The organism is Adhaeribacter rhizoryzae (genome assembly GCF_008629685.1).
Lineage (GTDB): Bacteria > Bacteroidota > Bacteroidia > Cytophagales > Hymenobacteraceae > Adhaeribacter > Adhaeribacter rhizoryzae.
Window position 1 is genome coordinate 60,487 of record NZ_VWSF01000021.1, and the last position, 21,574, is coordinate 82,060.

21 protein-coding genes are annotated in these 21,574 nt (G+C 43.7%); 8 read left to right on the plus strand and 13 right to left on the minus strand.

Annotated features, from left to right (window positions below; genetic code table 11):
* The first annotated feature begins 1 nt into the window (after position 1).
* Positions 2–1,147: an efflux RND transporter periplasmic adaptor subunit gene (locus F0145_RS20560; RefSeq protein WP_150091482.1), complete on the plus strand. Its 1,146-nt coding sequence runs from the start codon at positions 2–4 to the stop codon at positions 1,145–1,147.
* 117 nt (positions 1,148–1,264) lie between these two features.
* Here F0145_RS20560 and F0145_RS20565 read toward each other — a convergent pair whose 3' ends face one another.
* Positions 1,265–1,492: a CsbD family protein gene (locus F0145_RS20565; RefSeq protein WP_223816180.1), complete on the minus strand. Its 228-nt coding sequence runs from the start codon at positions 1,490–1,492 to the stop codon at positions 1,265–1,267.
* A 122-nt stretch (positions 1,493–1,614) separates the two neighbouring features.
* Entirely contained in the window at positions 1,615–2,673 is a 1,059-nt protein-coding gene (locus F0145_RS20570) for an SMP-30/gluconolactonase/LRE family protein (RefSeq protein ID WP_150091484.1), read from the minus strand.
* Positions 2,674–2,984: 311 nt separating this feature from the next.
* On the opposite strand from F0145_RS20570, the gene F0145_RS20575 reads away from it, so the two are divergent.
* Both F0145_RS20575 and F0145_RS20580 read left to right on the plus strand, forming a co-directional pair.
* On the plus strand, positions 2,985–4,397 hold the full coding sequence (locus F0145_RS20575) for an alkaline phosphatase PhoX (RefSeq protein ID WP_150091486.1): 1,413 nt from the start codon (positions 2,985–2,987) through the stop codon (positions 4,395–4,397).
* A 133-nt stretch (positions 4,398–4,530) separates the two neighbouring features.
* On the plus strand, positions 4,531–6,387 hold the full coding sequence (locus tag F0145_RS20580) for a pyruvate kinase (RefSeq protein ID WP_190277606.1): 1,857 nt from the start codon (positions 4,531–4,533) through the stop codon (positions 6,385–6,387).
* Between the two features lie 69 nt (positions 6,388–6,456).
* On the opposite strand, the gene F0145_RS20585 is transcribed toward F0145_RS20580, so the two are convergent.
* A complete protein-coding gene (locus F0145_RS20585; RefSeq protein WP_150091490.1) occupies positions 6,457–7,407 on the minus strand; it encodes an N-acetylmuramoyl-L-alanine amidase in 951 nt (316 codons plus the stop codon).
* A 173-nt stretch (positions 7,408–7,580) separates the two neighbouring features.
* On the opposite strand from F0145_RS20585, the gene F0145_RS20590 reads away from it, so the two are divergent.
* Positions 7,581–7,874: a YciI family protein gene (locus F0145_RS20590; protein ID WP_150091492.1), complete on the plus strand. Its 294-nt coding sequence runs from the start codon at positions 7,581–7,583 to the stop codon at positions 7,872–7,874.
* A gap of 28 nt (positions 7,875–7,902) precedes the next feature.
* Here F0145_RS20590 and cfa read toward each other — a convergent pair whose 3' ends face one another.
* Positions 7,903–9,024 (minus strand): cyclopropane fatty acyl phospholipid synthase, encoded by a 1,122-nt coding sequence (cfa, locus tag F0145_RS20595; RefSeq protein ID WP_150091494.1) that lies wholly within the window; start codon positions 9,022–9,024, stop codon positions 7,903–7,905.
* A 460-nt stretch (positions 9,025–9,484) separates the two neighbouring features.
* On the opposite strand from cfa, the gene F0145_RS20600 reads away from it, so the two are divergent.
* The 4 genes from F0145_RS20600 to F0145_RS20615 all read left to right on the plus strand — a co-directional run bounded on the left by F0145_RS20600 (position 9,485) and on the right by F0145_RS20615 (position 11,632).
* Positions 9,485–9,736: a hypothetical protein gene (locus F0145_RS20600; RefSeq protein ID WP_150091496.1), complete on the plus strand. Its 252-nt coding sequence runs from the start codon at positions 9,485–9,487 to the stop codon at positions 9,734–9,736.
* A gap of 17 nt (positions 9,737–9,753) precedes the next feature.
* A complete protein-coding gene (locus F0145_RS20605) occupies positions 9,754–10,068 on the plus strand; it encodes a hypothetical protein (protein WP_150091498.1) in 315 nt (104 codons plus the stop codon).
* Positions 10,069–10,402: 334 nt separating this feature from the next.
* Positions 10,403–10,627: a hypothetical protein gene (locus F0145_RS20610; RefSeq protein ID WP_150091500.1), complete on the plus strand. Its 225-nt coding sequence runs from the start codon at positions 10,403–10,405 to the stop codon at positions 10,625–10,627.
* Positions 10,628–10,870: 243 nt separating this feature from the next.
* Positions 10,871–11,632 (plus strand): DUF6503 family protein, encoded by a 762-nt coding sequence (locus tag F0145_RS20615; RefSeq protein ID WP_223816181.1) that lies wholly within the window; start codon positions 10,871–10,873, stop codon positions 11,630–11,632.
* Positions 11,633–11,869: 237 nt separating this feature from the next.
* Here F0145_RS20615 and F0145_RS20620 read toward each other — a convergent pair whose 3' ends face one another.
* The 9 genes from F0145_RS20620 to uxaC all read right to left on the minus strand — a co-directional run bounded on the left by F0145_RS20620 (position 11,870) and on the right by uxaC (position 21,562).
* The gene (locus F0145_RS20620) at positions 11,870–12,601 is read right to left on the minus strand and encodes a hypothetical protein (RefSeq protein WP_150091502.1); all 732 of its coding nucleotides are present in this window, start codon (positions 12,599–12,601) and stop codon (positions 11,870–11,872) included.
* Positions 12,602–12,711: 110 nt separating this feature from the next.
* On the minus strand, positions 12,712–13,059 hold the full coding sequence (locus F0145_RS20625) for a hypothetical protein (protein WP_150091504.1): 348 nt from the start codon (positions 13,057–13,059) through the stop codon (positions 12,712–12,714).
* A gap of 241 nt (positions 13,060–13,300) precedes the next feature.
* Positions 13,301–14,308, minus strand: coding sequence for a class 1 fructose-bisphosphatase (fbp, locus tag F0145_RS20630; RefSeq protein WP_150091506.1), 1,008 nt, complete (start codon positions 14,306–14,308; stop codon positions 13,301–13,303).
* Between the two features lie 392 nt (positions 14,309–14,700).
* Complete coding sequence (locus tag F0145_RS20635) at positions 14,701–15,129, minus strand: nuclear transport factor 2 family protein (RefSeq protein WP_150091508.1); 429 nt, start codon at positions 15,127–15,129, stop codon at positions 14,701–14,703.
* A 329-nt stretch (positions 15,130–15,458) separates the two neighbouring features.
* A complete protein-coding gene (locus F0145_RS20640) occupies positions 15,459–17,075 on the minus strand; it encodes an NADP-dependent glyceraldehyde-3-phosphate dehydrogenase (RefSeq protein WP_150091510.1) in 1,617 nt (538 codons plus the stop codon).
* Positions 17,076–17,094: 19 nt separating this feature from the next.
* A complete protein-coding gene (locus F0145_RS20645; RefSeq protein WP_150091512.1) occupies positions 17,095–18,444 on the minus strand; it encodes an MFS transporter in 1,350 nt (449 codons plus the stop codon).
* 6 nt (positions 18,445–18,450) lie between these two features.
* Positions 18,451–19,110 carry a beta/alpha barrel domain-containing protein gene (locus tag F0145_RS20650; protein ID WP_150091514.1) on the minus strand — a complete coding sequence of 220 codons (660 nt, stop codon included), beginning with the start codon at positions 19,108–19,110 and terminating at the stop codon, positions 18,451–18,453.
* On the minus strand, positions 19,103–20,122 hold the full coding sequence (locus tag F0145_RS20655; RefSeq protein ID WP_150091516.1) for a sugar kinase: 1,020 nt from the start codon (positions 20,120–20,122) through the stop codon (positions 19,103–19,105). The genes F0145_RS20650 and F0145_RS20655 overlap by 8 nt, the downstream gene beginning before the upstream one ends.
* 3 nt (positions 20,123–20,125) lie before the next feature.
* The gene (gene uxaC, locus F0145_RS20660; protein WP_150091519.1) at positions 20,126–21,562 is read right to left on the minus strand and encodes a glucuronate isomerase; all 1,437 of its coding nucleotides are present in this window, start codon (positions 21,560–21,562) and stop codon (positions 20,126–20,128) included.
* Positions 21,563–21,574: the final 12 nt, after the last annotated feature.

Below are 21,574 nucleotides of genomic sequence, written 5' to 3' on the forward strand. Positions count from 1 at the left end.
CATGAAATCAGTCTTAAATATATACGTTTTAGCGGCCGGCTTACTACTGGGTAGTTGCGGAAAAAAAGAAAGCGCCGAAGTGGCCGCCGCCGAAGCACCTCCCACCGCAACGGAAAACTTAACCTTAACCCAAAAGCAATTTCAGAATATTGGCGTGGCATTGGGTAGTCCGCAAAAAGTTAAAATGGGCGCTACGCTGCAACTTTCCGGCGAAATAGATGTGCCGCCTTCCGGGCTGGTAAATGTGGCGGTACCTTACGGGGGCTTTTTGCGTAAAACCAGCCTGATGCCTGGCACCCGCATCCGGAAAGGACAAGTGCTGGCGGTGCTGGAACACCCCGATTATGTGCAGTTGCAGCAGGATTACCTCGATACCCAAACCAAAATTCAACTGGCCGAACTGGAATATGCCCGCCAGCAGGAACTAACCCAGGAAAAAGTAGCAGCTTTAAAGAATTTTCAGCAAGCACGGGCCGAGTTGCAGTTGTTGAAAAATAACCGCGCCGGTTTACGGCAAAAGCTGCTCATGATAAATATTGACCCCGCTAAACTAAGTAATGGTGGCATTACGCGGTATGTGAATATTTTATCGCCGATAAATGGCTACGTGAAAAGCGTAAATGCCAACTTAGGCACCATGATTAACACCTCCGATATTTTGTTTGAGCTGGTAAATACCGAAGACTTGCACCTGAAATTAAATATTTTCGAAAAAGATATAACCCATTTACGCAAAGGGCAAAAAGTAAACTTTAAATTAGCGAATGACCCCACCGAACGAACCGCCGAAATTGCCATTATTGGCCGTACCGTGGAACAGGATAAAACCATTCCGGTACATGCCCATATAATAAATCCGGAATCTGGCTTAGTGCCCGGCATGTTTGTAACGGCCGCCATTAAAACCGAAAATACAGAAGTAACAGCCTTGCCCGAAACCGCCGTAGTGCAGTTCGAAGGGCAGTCTTTTGTTTTTGTAGAATCGCCTAATAACCAGTTCCGGCGGGTGCCGGTAACCACCGGCATTAAAAACGGCGACATGATACAAGTTACTTTGCCGGCCGAATTAGAGAACTCCACCAAAATTGCGATAAAAGGTGCGCATAACCTCCTGGCCATGCAAGCCAACGCCGAAGAAGAGGAATAAAAAAATATAAGAATAAAACAGAAAAAGCCTGGTCAGTTTAAAACGAACCAGGCTTTTCCTGTTTTAAGTAGATTTACGGAGTTACAACCTCGGGGCTGCATTAAAGCAAATTTCTAATTACAAGTGCCGGAACCAGTCTTTTACATCGTCCACGGAACGGCCTAACTTAGTAGATAACCGGTTAAACCATTCTTCCTGGCGGCCAGATGAATATTCCAGGTCATCGTTGGTTAAATGGCTGTATTGCTGCCGCGCTTTAGTTTTTAGTTCGTTCCAGTTGCCGTGGGTTCTTAGTTCCTGTCCTTCAAACAGATCATCCTGACGGTTATAATAGTAATATTCCATAGCGCTTCAATATTGTTGGGGATAAGAAAAGTATACGATTTTTTTAGCCCTTGGTTTAAGCTTTCTGCAATAAAACCCTTATTAACATTCTGTTTTTTAGAAAATTTATACCTATACCGGCCTTATTTTAATTTTACCCGCATAATATAATCATCGGCGGTCAGGTATAAAACGCTTTCGTCGGCGTTAAAGGCGCAGTTAGAGGTAGCTTCGCCGGTGCGGATGGTACCCAGGTGTTTAGCGTTTTTATCAAAAATTAGTACGCCGCCCGGACCGGTTGCAAATAAATAGCCTTGCCGGTTTATTTTTAATCCATCGGGTAATCCTTTTTCGGTTTTTGCCTGCGACGTAGCATCGTAAAATAGCCGGCCATTGGTAATATTGCCGTCGGGTTGCACATCGTAAGCCATCCAGATAGCTTTATCGGGGTCGGAGTTAGCTACGTAAAAAGTTTTTTCATCCGGCGAAAAGGCCAGACCATTGGGCCGGCTAAGTTCTTTGGTTAATAAATGAATAGCACCATCGGCAGTTAACCGGTAAACACCCTGAAACGGAATTTCTTTGGCCGGATCGTCGGCATTCTTTTCCAGGCCGTACGGCGGATCGGTAAAATATAAATCGCCGTTGCTTTTGTAAACGGCATCGTTGGGGCTGTTTAAGCGTTTACCTTCAAATTTATCGGCCAGCGTAATATAATTTGGTTTAGGTTGGTTTAAGGGGGCATCCATCCGAGCCATGCGCCGGTCGCCGTGCTGGCAAAGTACCAGTCGCCCTTGTTTATCCAGAATCAAAGCATTCGAGCCCACTTCGCCGCCCCGGGGTACCTCACTGGTATAACCCGAGGGGGTCAGATATAATTTAAGGCCGCCTTCTTCGCTCCATTCATATATTTTATTCGGCGGAATATCTGAAAACAGCAATTTGTTTTGTTCCGGTAGCCATAGCGGCCCTTCTGACCAATCGAAACCAGTGGCTAATATTTCTATTTTGGCGTCCGGCGCTATTATGTTGTCCAAGGCGGCATCTAGCCGCTCGATGGTGCCGGTTGTTTTGTAAACAGTGGGGGCAGTTGTGCTTTCTTTTTCGGTCATGTTGGTTTGTTTGGAATCTTTCTGGCGGCATGCTCCTGCTAATAAACAGGCTAAAATTAAAGTGGTACCCAGTAAGTTTGTGTGGCGCATGTGTGGTTAGTTTTATCTGCAGGTAATTATCTACCCGTAGTAAGTTAAAAATAAAATTAACTGCCCGATAAATTATTTATAAAGCCGGTACTTCAGTAAAGCCGCATACTACTTTTTTTCAATTCACTAATAAAACTAAAATCCAAAAAAAAGTAAAACTGGTTTTAAATAATAGGCCGGTTGCTTAGTTAATTTTTATTATTTTAGAAGCAAGTTCCGCTATTGTTAAATTATGGTTAACTTATTCAGCTTAAGCTAATATTCTGGCTGATTAGTGATTATTTTGAACCGGAATTAAAAAACAATAATCTATGGCAGTTTCAAGACGTGATTTTATTCGTACCTCTGGCTTGGTTAGTTTAGGCTTTTTAGGATTAGATAATTTGGCTGCCAAAGCAGCCCTTACCGTTTTTAACCCCGAAAAGCCGGCTGCCATTGGTTATGGCCCGCTAGCAACCCAAGACGGTAGCCCGCTAAGCTTACCCAAAGGGTTTTCCTGTAAAATTATTTCCCGGCGGGGCGATAAAATGAACGATGGCCTGCTATCGCCGGGTGCCCACGACGGCATGGGATCTTTTGCCTGGAAAAACAACCAGGTTATGCTGATTCGGAACCACGAATTATCGCCGGGAAATTTTGAACGAGGCCCCTACGGTGCCGATAAAGCTTTATTAAATAAAGTTGATAAAGCCAGAATATACGATTTTGGCAAAGGTGCGCAAACCTGTTTGGGCGGTACCACTACGTTGTTGTTTGATGAGCAACACCAGCAGGTAGAACTGGAATATTTAAGCCTGACCGGAACGGTACGAAACTGCGCCGGCGGCATTACTCCCTGGAACTCCTGGCTTACCTGCGAAGAATCGCCGCTTAGGCAAGCCGATTTAGAAGGAGCGCTGGAGCAAGACCACGGCTATAATTTTGAAGTAAAAGCTACCGATAAAATCCGGCTGAACAAACCCGTGCCTTTAAAAGCGATGGGCCGTTTTGTGCACGAAGCGGTAGCGGTGCACCCCACCACCGGCATTGTTTACCAAACCGAAGACAGCGCCGATAGTATTTTTTACCGCTTTCTGCCAAATAAATACGGTAAGCTGCAAAAAGGCGGCAAATTGCAGTGCCTTTCGTTAAAAGAGTGGAAAAGCGCCGACACCCGCAATTGGTCTAACCTGACTACTGATAAATTTCCGGTAAAACAAGCTTACACCGTAGAGTGGCTGGATTTGGATGATGTGGAAGCCCAGGGCAGCCCGCTGCGCTTACGTGGGTTTAGCCAGGGAGCGGCGCGCTTTGCGAATACCGAAGGCATCTGGTACGGTAAAGATGAACTGTTTTTTGCCTGTACTTCTGGTGGTACTATTTCTAAAGGGCAAATATTCCGGTATGTGCCCAGCCCCTACGAAGGCCAGGAACGCGAAAAAGAAGCACCCGCTAAACTGGAATTATTTTTAGAACCCAACAACACCGAAATATTCCAGAAATGCGATAACCTGACCATTGCCCCCTGGGGCGATGTAATTATTTGCGAAGATACGGCCAACCCGCGCGTTATTGGCATTACGCCGCAAGGCGAAACCTATGCGCTGGCGCAAAATACCGGGTTTCCGGGTTCTGAATTTGCGGGTCCGGTATTTTCGCCGTCCGGCCGTACCTTGTTCATTAATATTCAATCGCCGGGCCTTACTATGGCCATTACCGGTCCCTGGAAAAGCCGGGTGGCATAAAGTACTGGTTTTGTATAAGCTGAAAGTAAAAGTCGTTAGCCCGGATCAGCAGTAAATTAACTTGCTGTTAGCTGCTTAACAGTAACGAAAACGCTTACTTTTTAGTTAAGCCATGGTAACAGGCGCAAATGCTATGCAAAAAAATAAAGAGCAGTTACAAAATATTGCTTCTCAGTTAGATGTTCTCGAAAAAGAGGCCCGGCAGTTAGAAAAAAATTTTACACTCCAGGTACAGCAAGTGCAGCCGGCTTTTCGGGCGAGTACGGTAAACCTGCTGCATTATTTAGCGCTGCGCCAACACGACATCCGGGAATTGCAGGAACAACTGGCCCGTTTGGGATTATCCTCGCTGGGCCGGGCCGAAAGCCACGTGCTGGCGAACCTGCAGGCGGTGCAGGAGCAGTTAAACTGTCTCCTGAATAATACAGTTGAAAATAAAGCCGTTCTATCTTTCGACGAGAGTTCGGCGCTGCTTAAAACGCACACCCACGATTTGTTGGGCGCGCCGGCACCGGGGCGCAGTACCCGCATTATGGTTACTTTCGCCACCGAAATGGCCACCGATTACGAACTGGTACGCCGTATGATGGAAGCCGGCATGAATTGCGCCCGCATTAATTGTGCCCACGACCATAAAGAAGTTTGGGTGAAAATGGTGGAAAACATCCGGCGGGCCGAACAAGAACTGGGCGTACAGTGTAAAGTGCTGTTCGATTTAATGGGACCCAAGCTGCGCACCGGACCATTAAAGCCAGGACCTAAACTGGTAGTGGTGCATCCGTACCGCAACGAATTAGGCCAGGTAACTGCCCCCGCTAAGGTTTGGCTGGCACCAGCAGGCGTAGCACCAACGGTAAAAGTAGATGCAGTGCTGCCGCTGGAAACCGCCTGGCTAGCGCAGTTAACCGAAGGCGATCAGTTGCAATTAAAAGATAGCCGCAAGCGAAAACGAACCTTGTATGTAGCCGAGCGGGCAGCATCAGGCGTAGTAGCCCATTTATTTAAAACTTCTTACATTAGTACTGGCACCCGTTTAGCCCTTAAAAACCGAAATATTGCCCAACTTACCTCCGAAGTAGGCGATTTACCCGAGATAGAAATGCCGCTCCTGCTGAACCAGGACGATTTACTGGTGCTGCGGAAAGAACCGGTTCCGGGCGAGCCGGCCCAAACAGATGCCGAAGGACAGGTAGTGCAGCCGGCTTTTATTTCGTGTACTTTACCCGAAGTATTTGCGCAGGTTAAGGTGGGGCAACCGGTTTTATTCGACGATGGCAAAATAGAATCCGAAATTACGGAAGTAACTAAAAACTCGCTGGTGGTAAAAATTACCTCGGCGGGTAAAAACGGCAGCACCCTGCGCGCCGACAAAGGCATTAACTTGCCCGATAGTAACCTGGGCCTAAACAAGCTTACCGACAAAGACAAGCAAGACCTGGCTTTTGTGGTAAAATACGCCGATATTATTAATCTTTCGTTTGCCAACACGCCCAATATGGTAACGGCCCTGCAGGAAGAACTGCGAAAACACCACGCCGAACACGTGGGCATTATGCTTAAAATCGAGACCAAAGAAGGATTCCGGAATTTGCCGCATTTGTTACTGGCGGTAATGCGCACTAACCCGGCCGGCGTAATGATTGCCCGCGGCGATTTGGCCGTAGAATGTGGCTGGCAACGGCTGGCCGAAGTACAGGAAGAAATATTATGGTTGTGTGAGGCCGCGCATTTACCGGTAGTTTGGGCAACCCAGGTACTAGAAACGCTGGCGAAAAAAGGCCGGCCATCGCGCGCCGAAATTACCGATGCCGCCATGGCCCAGCGCGCCGATTGTGTTATGCTGAACAAAGGCCCGTATGTAGTGGAGGCTATCCGGATGCTCGATGGTATTTTAAAACGGATGCAAGAACACCAGCACAAAAAAGCTTCAATGCTGCGTAATTTAAACGTATCGGAAATTGATCCAATTTTCGAGGCTGACAGCCATTAAGCCAGGCTATTCAGAATATTTATGCAATTAAGTGAGAAATATTGTTTAGCTAAATCGGTTTAAAATTAGTTAGAAATATTTCTGGTACAGATTATACAGCACTAATAAATCCCGGCGGGTTAAAACGGCATTAATATCGGTCTGAATAAAATGGTGCTTAAAAGCGCGAATAGCCGCATCCAGATTTGAAGTGTCATAGCCAATAATGCGGAGCGCTTCTTTGGGATTAAAATTTAAAGGAACGCCGTTGGTTAAGGCCAAGCTATCTGACGTTAGCGTACTGGTAATAAGCGGCTGCATACCCGATTGCGGCAAATTAGGCAAATTAATAGTGCTATCGGCAGTTAAAGAATCAATTAATAAATTTTCCAGAATAGCTTCGTCGTACCAGAATCCGTAGCCTTTTTCAGCCAGTTTTTTCCAGGGGAAAATAGGGCTGGGATCGTTTTTGCGGGTAGGCGCAATATCGGAGTGGCCAATAAAATTGGCGGTGGGTATATTATAAGTTTTTTTCAAGCGGGCTAATACCAGCAGCAAGCTGTTAATCTGAGCTTCGGCAAAAGGCTCCAAACCATTATTATCCAGTTCAATGCCTATAGATGTAGAATTAATATCGGTGGTGTTGCCCCATTTGGCGGCTCCCCCGTGCCAGGCCCGCAAATAATCGTTTAGCATGTGGTAAATTTTGCCGTCGCGGCCAATTACATAATGGGCACTTACCTGGGTTTGCGGTCGGGTAAAAGTTTTCAGGGTTTGGGCCGTGGAGTCCTGGGCCGTATGGTGAATAATTACAAAGTTGGGTTTGCGCAAATTAAAATTAGTAGTACCTACCCAATAGTCGCCCATGGATAAACTATCGGCCCCGGGCGGTTGAACCGGCGTATTTTTTATCGTGCGGGCCAAAGCTTTTACCTGCTTTTTATACGACCGGTTGGTAACGGCATACGGGTTAGTTATACACGACACAAAGCTGGTTAAAAAAAATATTAAAAAACTGAGCCGCGTATACTTATGGTACATGAAAATAATATTGTATAACCAGATGTAAAAATAATCTAATTAATGATTTTACCATAACTAGTTTGGTTTGAATAAATTATTTTTGTGGGGTTTTTAAATCTGCTTAAAACAGATAGTTTTAAACTTTGTAGCATCGCAAACGCAACTTAATTTACCTTTATACAACAGCCACTATGCTTAAGCAATATTTTATTACCGCCTACGATTTTACCGATGCCGAAGCCTTAGAACGCCGGATGGCAGCCCGGCCGGCCCACTTTGCAGGCGCCCGGAAACTAAAAGAAAGTGGCAATTTTTTAATGGGCGGCGCTATTCTGAGCCCCGAAGGTAAAATGATTGGTTCGTCGTTGTACATGCAGTTTCAGAACGAAGAAGAATTGCAGCAATGGCTAGGTGAAGAGCCCTACGTAACCCAAAAGGTTTGGGATAAAATAGAAGTTAAGCCTTTCCGGGTAGCCGAGGTTTAAACCATTAACTAATATTTACCTTAATATTTTACCGCACCGCTTCATAACCACCTAATACACCGTTTTTAGAGAGCACCAGTTGCCAAAGTTGATTATTGCGGGCCCGGAAAGAGCCGGCGCTGGAAAGCAGGTAATATTTCCACATCCGGTAAAAGCGATCGCCGTATTGGTTTTGCAACAGCGGCCAGTTTTGGTTAAAGTTGCGGAACCAGGCCATTAAGGTTAGGTCGTAATAAGGCCCAAAATTATGCACATCTTCCACCACAAAAATATTTTCCATGGCGGTGCTTAATTGTTTTAAAGAAGGTATTAAGCAGTTAGGAAAAATATATTTGTTGATGAACGGATCGGGGGCAGTTTTGGAAAAGCCTAAGCCAATGGTGTGCAGCAAAAATAAGCCATTGCTTTTGAGGCAGCGGGCGGCAGTTTGCATGTAGGTACGAAAGTTGTGCAAGCCCACGTGCTCGGCCATTCCTACCGATACCACGTGGTCGAAGGTTTCGTTTACGTCGCGGTAATCCTGCAATCTTATTTCTACGGGCAAGCCTTTACACATTTCGCGGCCCAGTTCTACCTGCTCCCGGGCTACTGTAATGCCCACTACCGTTACGCCATATTGTTCCGCGGCAAACCGGGCAAAGCTGCCCCAACCACAACCAATATCCAGTACCTGCTGGCCGGGTTGCAGGTTTAATTTCCGGCAAATCAAATCCAGTTTATTTTCCTGCGCCGTGTCCAGGTCGTCGGCATTTTTCCAGTAGCCACAACTGTAAGCCAGGCGTTTATCCAGCATTAACTGGTAAAGTTGGTTGCCAATATCGTAATGTTGCCGGGCATTGTGCGCGGCCTGTTTTTGGGTTTGCCGGTTAAAAATTCGGCTCAGCAACATTTCGGCCCACGATTGCCAGCCTAACCGGGCTTGTTTGTACAAGTCGGCCCGTAAAGCCCGGAATACAAATTCATCAATGCTGTCGCAATCCCACCAACCCTCCATGTAAGACTCGCCCAAACCCAGGGTGCCCTGGGTAAGTACCCTGGCGTAAAACTGTTGGTTATGCACCTGCAAATCCCAGGGCTTGTGTCCATTAATAGTTACATCGGCCCGCGCTAAAAGCGCCCCTAAATCGTGTTGCAATCCTTTTTTAGGCATAGTAGTGGTAGATTTCAACTATCCGGTAAAGTTTAGAGCGTTTTATAATATTATAAGTATACTCATTCTTCATTAATTTATAATAGTTTACGCTGAACAAAATACCTAAATACCAGCCGTGTATGGGTAAAAATCAACCGCTATTCGCTACGCGCACATGCTAAACTATTCCGGAATATGCGGGCACTCGCAGCAATTTTATGCTGAAGTTGGTTATTTTTTATGATTTGGTATAAAATATAGAAAACCAGATTTAAATTATAACTGTTAAAATTGCATTATATTCTTTATTAACATATAAAGCATTATATAATAAGCTTATTAACAATTAATTGATAAATAATAATCACTGATTCATAAACCAAAAATTATATTTAAAGTATAAAATAAAAGCAATGAATATTTAACTAAAAATCAGATATAATAATTATTTTCTGTTAGGTAGTAGATTGGATAAGAAATGAAGACGAAAGAACAGGTATATAATTATTTAATTCAGCCATCGCACTTGTTTTTAAAACAGGTAATAAAGGTGGTAGAAACAAGGGCCTTTATTGTGGTTATGGATTTGCGTGAATCTAAAAAGTTGTTTATTCCGGACCAGGTACTGCGCGATTATGAATATTATTTAAAAATAATTAAGGGGCAAGCCTGCAAAGTAAATACGTATGATGGCGTAAATTATTTAATTTTACCAAAAACTAATTCTTAAACCTTTTAAGGTTATTTATGCGTCCCAAGAGTGTGGAAACCATTGCCAGGTATATTCATATAGCCGGTAAGTTGCAAAGAACCATTATTGTAAACCAAGGTAAGTTTCCGGAGTTGCAGCACTTGCAAGATAAAATAATTAATATTCCTATAGACCGAACGCAACCCAATCCGTTTTTAAACCATTTAGAAAAAATTTGCCAACTGTTAAAAGATAATAGCCATACTTATATTGTGCGGCACCTGCATTATAATTTTAACAAAGATGTAGAAGCCCTGGCCGAAGACCGGGAGTTGCTGGATTTAAATTATTACCTGAATTACATTGAGTAAAATTTTTTTCGCCTATAGCTTTTATAATTACTAAAACTGTTCCCAAACAGCGTATTTAGGTATACCTATCTTCTTGCTAATTCCTGGTTGCCTTAATTTTAAGTTCTATTAATAACTTATTTACCTGCTATAAATTAGGCTTATAGTATAAAAATGCTTTAAACAGCATGGGTACTGCTGGTAAAACAAGTTGTTTTCAGCCAATATTTTGCCTTTTTATTACCATAACATCTCGGCCCGATTGGGGGTATAACTCCACTATTAAAGGCGGCATTTGTTTGTACATACAACTTTGCCTAGCCTTTTCTGCGGAAGTAAAAACAAATATTTATAAATGTTTCAGTTAGGATGGGTAGATTTTAATACTTACTGCCCCATAATTTTAAAAAGTAACGACCAGTGTTTTGTGTTTGAGGTAGCTACTAACGCTGACTTCGACAATGCCAAGCAATCAGAGAAATTTACCTGTTATCCGGTAAAGCAAACCGGCGAAGTAGATTTATCGTCGGTGCGTGTTTTTATAAAAGAAGAAATTCAGTCTGTTCCGGTGCCGGTATAAATTTTATAATGTTTAAATCTGCCGTTCAGACTTAAAGGTTACTTTTTTCTTAAATATGCTGGCAAGCACTTTAATTAAACCTGCTTTGGTGCAATTGCCTAAACTTGCTACTGCTGCTGTATACCAATAATTTGCAAGCCGCATATTTCCTATTTCTGTTTCAGAAAGAATACTAAGGAGTTACAGTTCGCGAATTAGAGCAATAATATTTTTGCCTATCTTTAAGCGCTAATTATTCCGGAAATGCGCTACTTATATATCTGCTCTTTCATTACTTTATGGTTACTGGGTTGTTCCTCCGATAAAACAACCTCGCAGCAATCCGCCCCGGATTCTAAAGCGCAGGAATTAGTAGATAAAGCCATTCTGGCGCACGGCGGCAAAAAATTCGAGAACTTAAACGTGGTTTTCGACTTCCGGAATCGGCATTATACCGCCACCCGGAAAGAGGGCCTCTACACGTATACCCGCGCCTTTACCGATTCTACGGGCCAGGTACAGGATTTTTTAAGCAACGAAGGCTTCCGGCGCGAAATAAACGGTCAGCCGGTATACTTGCCCGCCGAAAGAAAACAAGCATTCACTAATTCGGTAAACTCGGTTATTTATTTTGCTTTGCTACCGTTTGGCCTGAACGACCCGGCCGTGCAGAAAACCTATTTAGGCGAAGTAACTTTACGCGACCAGCCTTACCACAAAATAAAAATTACGTTTGCGCCGGAAGGTGGCGGCGTAGATCATGAAGATGAGTTTATTTATTACATTCATCAGAAAACGTTCCTGGTCGATTATTTTGCGTACAGCTACCAAACAGAAGGTGGCGGTATGCGTTTCCGGCAGGCCTATAACCCCAGCACAGTAGGCGGTATCCGTTTTCAGCAATATATTAACTTCGAGCCTCTGCAAAAAGAAGTACCCTTAACGGATTTGGATAAACTTTTCGAGGCTGGTAAATTAAAAGAATTATCGCGGATAGAACTGGAAAATATTCAGGTTAAAAATTAAAGCCCGCGAGATCATGTTAGTTTTATAACGCTTGTAACATAGCAAGCAAAATAGGTTAGTTGTACCTGCAGTTTCAATTTTTAGTTGATGATAATATTAGTAATAGGTTATTAATGTACCTTTAAATGAAGCAATTGCGGCAATTTTCAGATTTTAGATAGGATTATCGGTATTGCGTCTTGTATAAAATACGAACAAGACACACGCTTCTATACCTTATTAGCACTTGCCTCTCTTTTATTTTTCTACAATTACTTGATGAAATTTCTCTCCATTTTTAAGCTGGCCTGCTATATCAATGATTAATGACTTATAAGTAAGTTCCAGCCCCAACTCATTTATAGTTTTATTGTTATTCCCCTGTAAGTTTAAGAAAGCTTTAGCTTGCTGAATATATTCTGCACAACAGCTTTCATATCTACTTTTTTCTTTAAGAATAGCCTTATAAAATTTTGTTTGTTCTCGAATAGACTCTCTTCTAATTTCTTCTAAATCCTCCCTTACAATCCACTCTAATAATTGGTCTTTATCTTCAAATCCAAACACTTCATATACTTTAAGATAATTTGAGTTTCCATAAAAGTCTGGAATCCTGATAGTGCCATCATTTATCTGCAAGTTTGACCATTTACTCTGCTTAGTATAACCTAAAAATATTGGTGGATTGCCATCAGTTGTGTATTGCAAAAAACCAAAGTCAAATCTAATTTTAGCAACAAGATCAGATACAACCAACTGGTCAAATTGAATTTTCTTTCCTCCAAGCCCTTCCTGCAGTTGTTGCAGATAGTAGGTTGAGTCGTTCCGCTCAGCAATTACAAAATCTTCTCTATCTAAATCAGTAATCTTAAAAAGTATCTCTCTCGGTATTTTCGTACCTGATGCAACCGCTTCCTTTTCAAGCATACTTCGCCGCTCACAGGATATTATAAGAAGTATTCCAACAACTAATAGAAATGTATTTTTCATGACTTAGGTAATGGCTAATGTTTAATATAAACAACTTGCGAGGTTGTTAGCCGAAGCATGATTTTTATACTGAACCTTGGCGAAAAGCATTCTTATTAATAACTAATAACTTAATTAATATCTGTATTATCAAAGACTAATTCCCATTCAGCTTTATTTTGTAAGTCTGATGAGTGTTTTCTTTTAAACAGCTTAAATCCAAAGCTATATTGAAGGTAAAGAATTATAAAGCCATCAGAATCATACTCGAACCGTAAAAATTTATCATGGGAAACTATTTTAAATTCGGTATGAGATTCTAAAAATATTTCTTCACAACTCGGCTCAATCCAAAGTGTTTTAACTTTATCTGTTCTATTGTAAAACTCAATTTCTATTAATGAATCTGGATTTTCGTATAAAAATTTCAGATAGTCATTATGTCCTGGCTCTTTTCCTAATCTCTTCCAAAAAGTCATCTTTTTTATTTTTGCTTACTGTCAATTACTGGTAATACAGAGTTATTATGGTTATCTGTATTATGCATATAATACTTAATCCAATTGATAAAATATTAAATAATATTTATCTATTTGCAATCAGTACAATAGAAAAACCACTTTGCTGTTTTCAAAAACTAAGGCACAGGTTATTAAACCAAAAAGGTCAGCCATGTTAATTACCGGCTGACCTTTTTGATTAAAATTTGAATATTTTTACTTATACCGCAACAGCTTGCCCCTGAATAATAGTGTGAGCTTTCTCGACCATATTTTTAGAACCAATAATAAAAGGCAGCCGCTGGTGTAATTCGGTGGGCTGGATTTCTAACACCCTTTTTTTGCCATCGGTAGCGATGCCGCCGGCCTGCTCGGCAATAAAAGCGAGCGCGTTGCACTCGTATAATAAACGTAGTTTACCATTAGGCGCTTTTCCTGTAGCGGGGTATAAATATATGCCGCCTTTTAACAAACTCCGGTGAAAATCGCCTACCAAAGAACCCGTATAGCGGGCCGTCATGCTGGCCTTTCGGCAATAATCGAGGTAAGCGCGGGTGCCTTCGTCGAACTGCCAGTAATTGCCGTCGTTGCAGGAATAAATATTGCCATTTTCCGGAATTCGAATATTCTGGTGCGACAAATAAAATTCACCCAAAGAAGCTTCGTAAGTAAAGCCATTTACGCCGTTGCCAGTAGTATACACCATCATGGTAGAAGGGCCATATATTACGTAACCGGCGGCCACTTGCTGGGTACCCGGTTGCAAACAATCGTTCATTACGCCATCTTCGCCAAACGCCGACAGCCGCCGGTAAATAGAAAAAATGGTACCAATTGAAACATTCACATCAATATTGGAAGAACCATCGAGCGGGTCCATGGCTACAATATATTTACCTTTGCAGTTGCCCGTCTGAATCATTTCGTCGTCTTCTTCCGAAATAATGGTACAAACTTCGCCGCCGTTGCGCAAAGCCCGAATAAACCGGATATTTGCGATTACGTCCAACTTTTGCTGGTCTTCGCCCTGCACATTCTGGGCGCCATACGCCCCGCCAATCCCGATTAATCCTGCATGATTAACCTCGCGGTTTACAATTTTGGCGGCCAAAGCTATGTCGCGTAGTAATTGTGATAATTCACCGGTGGCAAACGGAAAATCTTCCTGCTTGCGCATAATAAACCGGTCGAGGGTAGTACCCACCTGTAATGCTAATTTAGACTCCATGGTATTGTATTTTTATTAGTAGAAGGAATTTACCTGCTGCGGATTATCCAATTTAGTCTGGTACAAGGGGGTGGTTTACCAGAAAAGGATGCAATTATTTACTTAAAGAATTTATTAGATTATTAAATAAAACTCGGACTTTGCTTAAATACTAATATTTATCAAAACAGAAGAAATTATTATAAACGTTGTGAAAAAATATCCTCAGCTAGCTGCTGATAAGAATATTTCGGAATTATTAAATTGGAGAGGAATGATTTTGTTCAATTTATAAGCACAGCAATCATTTAATAGTTATATTAAACGAAATTTTACAAAATATTTAAATATTAGTTCTAAGCTCCCTTGCAGGAGCTTAGAACCAAACTACTAAGTAGAGCTGGTTTGGGAAATTATACTTTAACCGCCTGGCGGGCCAGCAATTTCCACTGGCCTTGCACTTTTTGCCAAACCAGTAAAACCGATAGTTTGGTGGTGCCCGGAACGCCGCTGTTTTTGGTATCGGCCGAAAGCGTGTGACGTACCCAAGCCGAATTGCCAGCTACTTTCACAGTTTGATCAGTCAGGTCTATCTTCACAAAATCCGATTTGCCGCTTAATAAATTTTCCATAAAAGCCGCTTTATCTTCAATCAGCCCATTCGAATGCCCGTAGGTCAGTTCGGCCATGGCAATTGCATTCAGGTTACTTTTAGTAGGATCAAGCATGGCACTTTTAAGTTTTGTAACGGCGACGGCCACCGCTTTTTCGTCGGCGGTTTGAGCAACGCTGGCCACGGTAACGGTTAAAAATAACAAGCATGCAAGTAATAAGCTTTTCATAAGAAGATGGTTTTAAATTTTTGGGGTGGATAATTAAAAATATTCGGGTTAACGATTAATTGTTTTACGAAACATTAAACTATATACTTTCGACTAGTCTTTGGAGTCCACTCTTGTCATTCAGGAGGAAACTTTTTGGCTGCCTGCTAAATAGGTTCCTCCTGAATGACACGGGTGAGTTACTTAAACTTCTTTTATAAACATTTGCATAACAGTTGCTATTAACCAACTATCAAAGCTTATTAATTAGGAAGAAATAGTATCTAGTCTATTAATTTACAGTTGGATATAAACCCGAACGATTCACACCCAACTGCCTTAAACTTAATTTAAAATATAAATTTAGTACTCAAAAACGCAGAGTTATTCTCACTGACAATTTCGTTTACCAGCTTTTTGTTGCGCTCGTTCATTTTGGTAGCTACCGTTGAGCGAATTGAGAAAGAACGCAAGGCATCTACCACCGATAACGTACCTTCGGCGCTGTCTTTACGACCACCAAACGGAAAAACATCGGGCCCGCGCTGGCACTGGCAGTTAATATTTACGCGGTTTACCTGGTTTACGAGCGGATCGATTAACGATGATATTTCGTCGGTATCGTTGCTGAATAAACTTACCTGCTGGCCGTGCGTTGCCTCAATTAAATATTGAATCGGTTCTTCTAAATCCTGGAAAGCTAATACCGGAATAATCGGGCCGAATTGCTCTTCGCGGTAAAGCTTCATTTTTTCGTTTACCGGGTACACAATGGCGGGGTACACAAACGATTCTTCTATCTGGCCACCGCCTTCGTTTACCACGCGCGCTCCGTGCGCAATAGCTTCGTCGATGCACTCTTTTAAGTAAGCCGGTTTATGCGGCTCTGGCAGCGGGGTTAGCGAAACACCTTTTTCCCAAGGCATTCCAAACTTCAATTTTGCCACGGCAGCCGATAATAATTCCAGAAACTCATCTACTACGTCCTGGTGCACAAACACAATTTTAATAGCAGTGCAGCGCTGGCCGTTAAAAGATAAAGCGCCCAAAACAGTTTCTTCCACGGCTACTTTTAAATCGGCATTGGCGGTAATAATAGCGGCGTTTTTCGCATCTAAACCCAATACAGCGCGTAAGCGGTTTACTTTCGGGTGCAGCTTTTTCAGTTCGTTGGCTACTTTACTGGAGCCGATTAAGGTAAGCACGTTTATTTTGCCCGATTGCATTAAAGCCGGCACAATGGCATGGCCGCGACCGTAAATGGTATTAACAACGCCTTTCGGGAAACAATCTTTGAAGGCTTCCAGCAATGGGTAGTGCAGTAACGTACCGTGCTTCGGGGGTTTAAATAAAATAGTGTTTCCCATAATCAGGGCCGGAATAAGCGTAGTAAAGGTTTCGTTTAGCGGGTAGTTAAACGGCCCCATACACAACACTACGCCCAGCGGCGACCGGCGAATTTGGGCAATAATACCCTGCACAATTTCGAACCTGGACGATTGCCGATCCAAATCTTTCAGGGCATCGATGGTGGCGTAAATATATTCTACGGTACGGTCAAATTCTTTTAAAGAATCAGCATAGGTTTTACCAATTTCCCACATAATTAATTTGGCAACTTCGTCGCGCTTGTCAATCATGCGGCGGGTAAACTGCTCCACGCAATCTATCCGTTCCTGAATGCTCATGCTGGGCCATTCGCCGCGACCATTGTCGTAAGCAACTACGGCGGCGTCTAAAGCTTCCATGGCTTCCTGCTCAGTACAAACCGGGTACGATCCAATTTTCTTGCGCTCCAGGCCAGCCGCTGTTTTAATATAAACCGGCGATAAAACCGGATGGGAGGCGCCAGTCCAGGGTTTCATCTCGCCGTTAGATAAATATTCCTGCTGGTTTATTTCTTCGCCCAGCAAAAATTCGGAGGGAATCTGGCTTTCCTCCACAAAAATTGAATCGGTAAGGGTCATAAAGGGTTTATAAGTAATATTAAATATTTACAGGCTTCATTCGCGGAACCAGCACATGCATAATCAGCCAGGCCAGCAAATAAGCGCCGCCGCAAATCAGGAACATAATAAAATAAGCGGTTTCGAGTTGGTTAATGCTTTCGTAATACACAAACATGCGTTTTTGCACCAAAGCCGATAATAAAATACCGCCTAAACCGCCGGCCATACCGCCCATACCGGTAACCGAACCCACGGCTCTTTTGGGAAACATATCCGATACGGTAGTAAAAATATTGGCACTCCAGGCCTGGTGAGCCGCCGCCGCCAAACCAATTACCAATACCGCCAGCCACATGTTTACACTGCCCAATACCTGCGCAAATACAATGGGTAATACTGCAATAGCATACAACAGCATCGAAGTTTTACGTGCCCGGAAAACCGGCCAGCCGTTCTGAATAAATTTTAAAGGTACCCAGCCACCGCCAACGCTACCCACACTCGAAATGGTATACACCAGCGCCACCGGCCACATAATATCTAAACCGCGAATGCCGTATTGTTTATCCAGGAAATCGGGTAACCAGAATAAATAAAACCACCAAACCGGGTCGGTTAAAAATTTACCTAACACAAAAGCCCAGGTTTGCCGGAAGCCTAATAGCCGTAGCCAAGGCACTTTGGGCTCGGTGGTAATGGCTGCGGCTGCCATATCGTCAACGTCGGAGTGAATGTAATCGAACTCGGCTTTGGTAAGGCGTGCTTGTTTGGCCGGCACCTCGTAATAATAAAACCAGGCTATTATCCAGATAAAACCAATAGCCCCGGTTAAAATAAAGGCCCATTTCCAGCCCATGGTTTCGGCAATTAAAGGCACCGTTAAAGGGGCAATAATAGCGCCTACGTTAGACCCGGAGTTAAATATACCGGTAGCCAGGGCTCTTTCTTTTTTCGGGAACCACTCGGCGGTGGCCTTAATGGCGGCCGGGAAGTTACCGGCTTCAGTTACGCCTAAAAAGGCGCGGGCTACCCCAAAACCAAAAGTACTGTTTACAAAAGCGTGCCCCACGGCGGCCAAACTCCACAAAAAAGTAGATAAGGCATAGCCAATTTTGGTACCCAGTTTATCAATCAGGCGGCCCACGCCCAGCATACCCAAGGCATACGCCACTTTAAAGGCTATCTCAATATCGGCGTAATCGCCCGAAGTCCAGTTAAATTCCTCGGTCAGGTAAGGCTTTAGTAAAGAAATTACCGCCCGGTCGAGGTAGTTAATGGTGGTGGCAAAAAATACCAGCGAACAAATTGTCCAGCGGTAGCGGCCTATCCTTTCCTGGGGAGTTTCGGGGGGCCTGTTAGTTTGGGGAGTGGTGGTAACGCGTTGCATAAGTAATTATTTAGAGGCTTTTACTAATTCGAGGGCCCGCACTGTTTCGGAATATAGCGCATCGTATTGCTGATTAGCCAAAACATCTTTGCTAATCAGTTTGCTACCCATCCCCACGGCACATACCCCGGCTTTAAACCAGCTCCGGAGGTTTTCCGGGTCTATTTCCACGCCGCCGGTTGGCATAAACAACTGACCGGGAAACAACTCTTTAATGGAGGAAATAAAATTTGGACCAACAATATTGGCCGGGAATATTTTAATTAAACCAGCCTGGTTTTCCTGAGCCAGGAATATTTCGGTAGGCGTCATGCAGCCCGGTACCCACAACAAACCGGCTTCGTTGGTAACCCGCGCTACGGCCGGATTTACAATGGGCGCAATAATATAATCGGCCCCGGCTTTAATAAAGGCTTCAGCATCGGCGGGTGTTTTAATGGTGCCGATACCCAACTGCATATCCGGAAATTCCGCGGCTAATTCTTTTTTAAGGAAAGTAAAATTAGCTAGGGCGGCAGGTCCGCGGTTGGTGTACTCTAACGTGCGGATACCGGCGCGGTAAAGGGTTTTTACTATTTCTAAACTTACTTCCGGACTCTCGTAAAAAAACAAAGGCAACATGCCCTGGTCCACGATGGTCTTGAGTACTTGTGCTTTATCAGACATTGGCTTCTACAGTTTTACTGATGTCGGCTACCGTGCTGGTAGTGGCATCGCTGGGGATAAATAATTTATTAAAAGCGGCGGCGGTGGCAAATTCCAAAGTTTCCGATGGATCAAGTTCGTTATAATAACCGTAGATTAAACCGGCCATAAAGCAATCGCCGCTGCCAACCTTATCCAGAATTTTGGGCGCTAAATATTCATGCGACACCAACAATTCGTTCTGGTTGTACAAAGTGGTAAAATACCGGATGCCTTGCTCGTAATCGAACCGGAAGGTATTGGCCACAATTGAACACTTCGGAAACTTTTGTAATATTTCCTGCGAGGTAAGGGTAGCCTGTTCAAGTAAGCTTTCTTTGTTTAAATTGGCAATTAATTCTTCGTCTAAAGAAATACCGAGCATTTTGTTGGCCGCCCAAATATTGCCCATAATTAAGTTGCAATGATGCGCCAGGGCCGGCATTATTTCTACGGGTTCTTTGCCGTATTTCCAGAGCTTGGCCCGGTAATTCAAATCCAGCGAAATAAAAATATTCTTTTGGGCAGCAACTTCCAGCGCCTCCAAACAAACATAAGCTACCGCTTGGTTAATGGCCGGGCAAATGGCACTGAAATGAAACCAGCTTACGCCTTCAAACACCGCATCCCAATCAATCATACCAGGTTTTAAATCGGCGTAGGCAGAGTGGGCCCGATCGTAAATAACGCCGGCGTTTTTCAGGTCTTTGCCTTTTGGCAAAAAATAGAGCCCTACCCTATCACCGTGGTAATAAATCGCATCAGTTTGTACTTTGCGGCTTTTTAAATAATCTACTAACTGTTGGGCCAGAAAATGGTCCGGCAAAGCGGTAACATAGCCGGTGGGCACGTCCCAGAGGGCCAGCGCGGTAGCCACATTGGCTTCGGCACCGCCCACGTAAAACGGCAAATTATTTTCTTCCAGCCACTGCCCGTCTACGTCCGGACAAATGCGTAATAGTAACTCCCCGAAGGATAAAACTTTACCCGTCATGCCTTAGAAGTTAAAATAGTTTTTAGCGTTGTGGTAGCAAATATCCTGTACCACTTTGCCAATCCATCCAATATCGTTGGGCAGTTCGCCGTTTTCTACATCTTCGCCAAACATGTTGCATAATATTCTGCGGAAATATTCGTGGCGCGGGAACGACAAAAAGCTGCGCGAATCGGTGAGCATGCCTACAAACCGGCTCAGCAAGCCCATGTTCGAAAGCGTGTTCATTTGCTTAATCATGCCATCTTTTTGGTCTAGGAACCACCAACCGGAGCCCCACTGTATTTTACCGGCCACCGAACCATCGTTGAAGTTACCCACCATCGTAGCCATTAACTCGTTATCGGCCGGGTTCAGGTTGTAAATAATGGTTTTGGTTAACTGGTCGGTATTATCCAAGCGGCGCAAAAATTTAGAAAGTGCGCGGGCCTGGCTAAAGTCGCCGATAGAATCCCAACCGGTATCAGGGCCCAGTTGCCGCAACATCCGGGAATTATTATTGCGCAGCGCACCCAAATGGTATTGCTGCACCCAGCCTTTTTCGTGATCCCAAATAGCAAATTGGTACAGCATCGCCGATTTAAACTTTAAGGCTTCCTCGGGCGAAAGTGATTTCCGGGTTCTGATTTTATCAAAAATCTGCTTTATTTCATCGTCGGTATAATCTTCGGCGTATATTTCTTCTAAGCCGTGGTCCGAAACGGAACAGCCATTTTCAGCGAAGTAATCGTGTCGCTTTTTCAGGGCGGTTAAATAAGTATCAAAATTATCGATGGATACGCCGGCTACTTCTTCCAGCCTTTGGATGTAAGCATTCAGCGCTTCAATATCGTCGGCGTTCATGGCTTTATCGGGCCGGAAAGCCGGTAATACTTTTATGTCGAAACCGTCTTTTTTTATTTGCTGATGATATTCCAGGGTATCGAGCGGGTCGTCGGTGGTGCAAACGGTTACCACGTTCATTTTTCGTAACAAATTCTGGGTAGTATATTCGGGCGTGCGCAGTTTAGCCGAGCAGGTTTCGTACACTTCCCGGGCATTTTTCTCCGACAATACTTCGTTCACATCGAAATACCGCTGCAGTTCCAAATGCGTCCAGTGGTACAAGGGGTTGCGCATGGTATACGGCACGGTAGCTGCCCATTTCTCAAACTTCTCGTAATCACTTTTGCCCCCAGTAATAAATGCTTCGTCTACCCCGTTGGTGCGCATGGCCCGCCATTTGTAATGATCGCCGTACAACCACGCCTGCGTAATATTCTCAAATTGCTTGTTCTGGGCAATCTGGTCGGGCGGCAAATGGTTGTGGTAATCTATAATGGGCATGGCTTTCGCAAACTCGTGGTAAAGCTGCTGGGCCGTTGACGACTGCAATAAAAAGTTCTCGTCCAGAAATTGTTTTTTGTCACTTCTAACGTTTACCTGGCTATCTAAAAGCATTTTTTCCGGTTT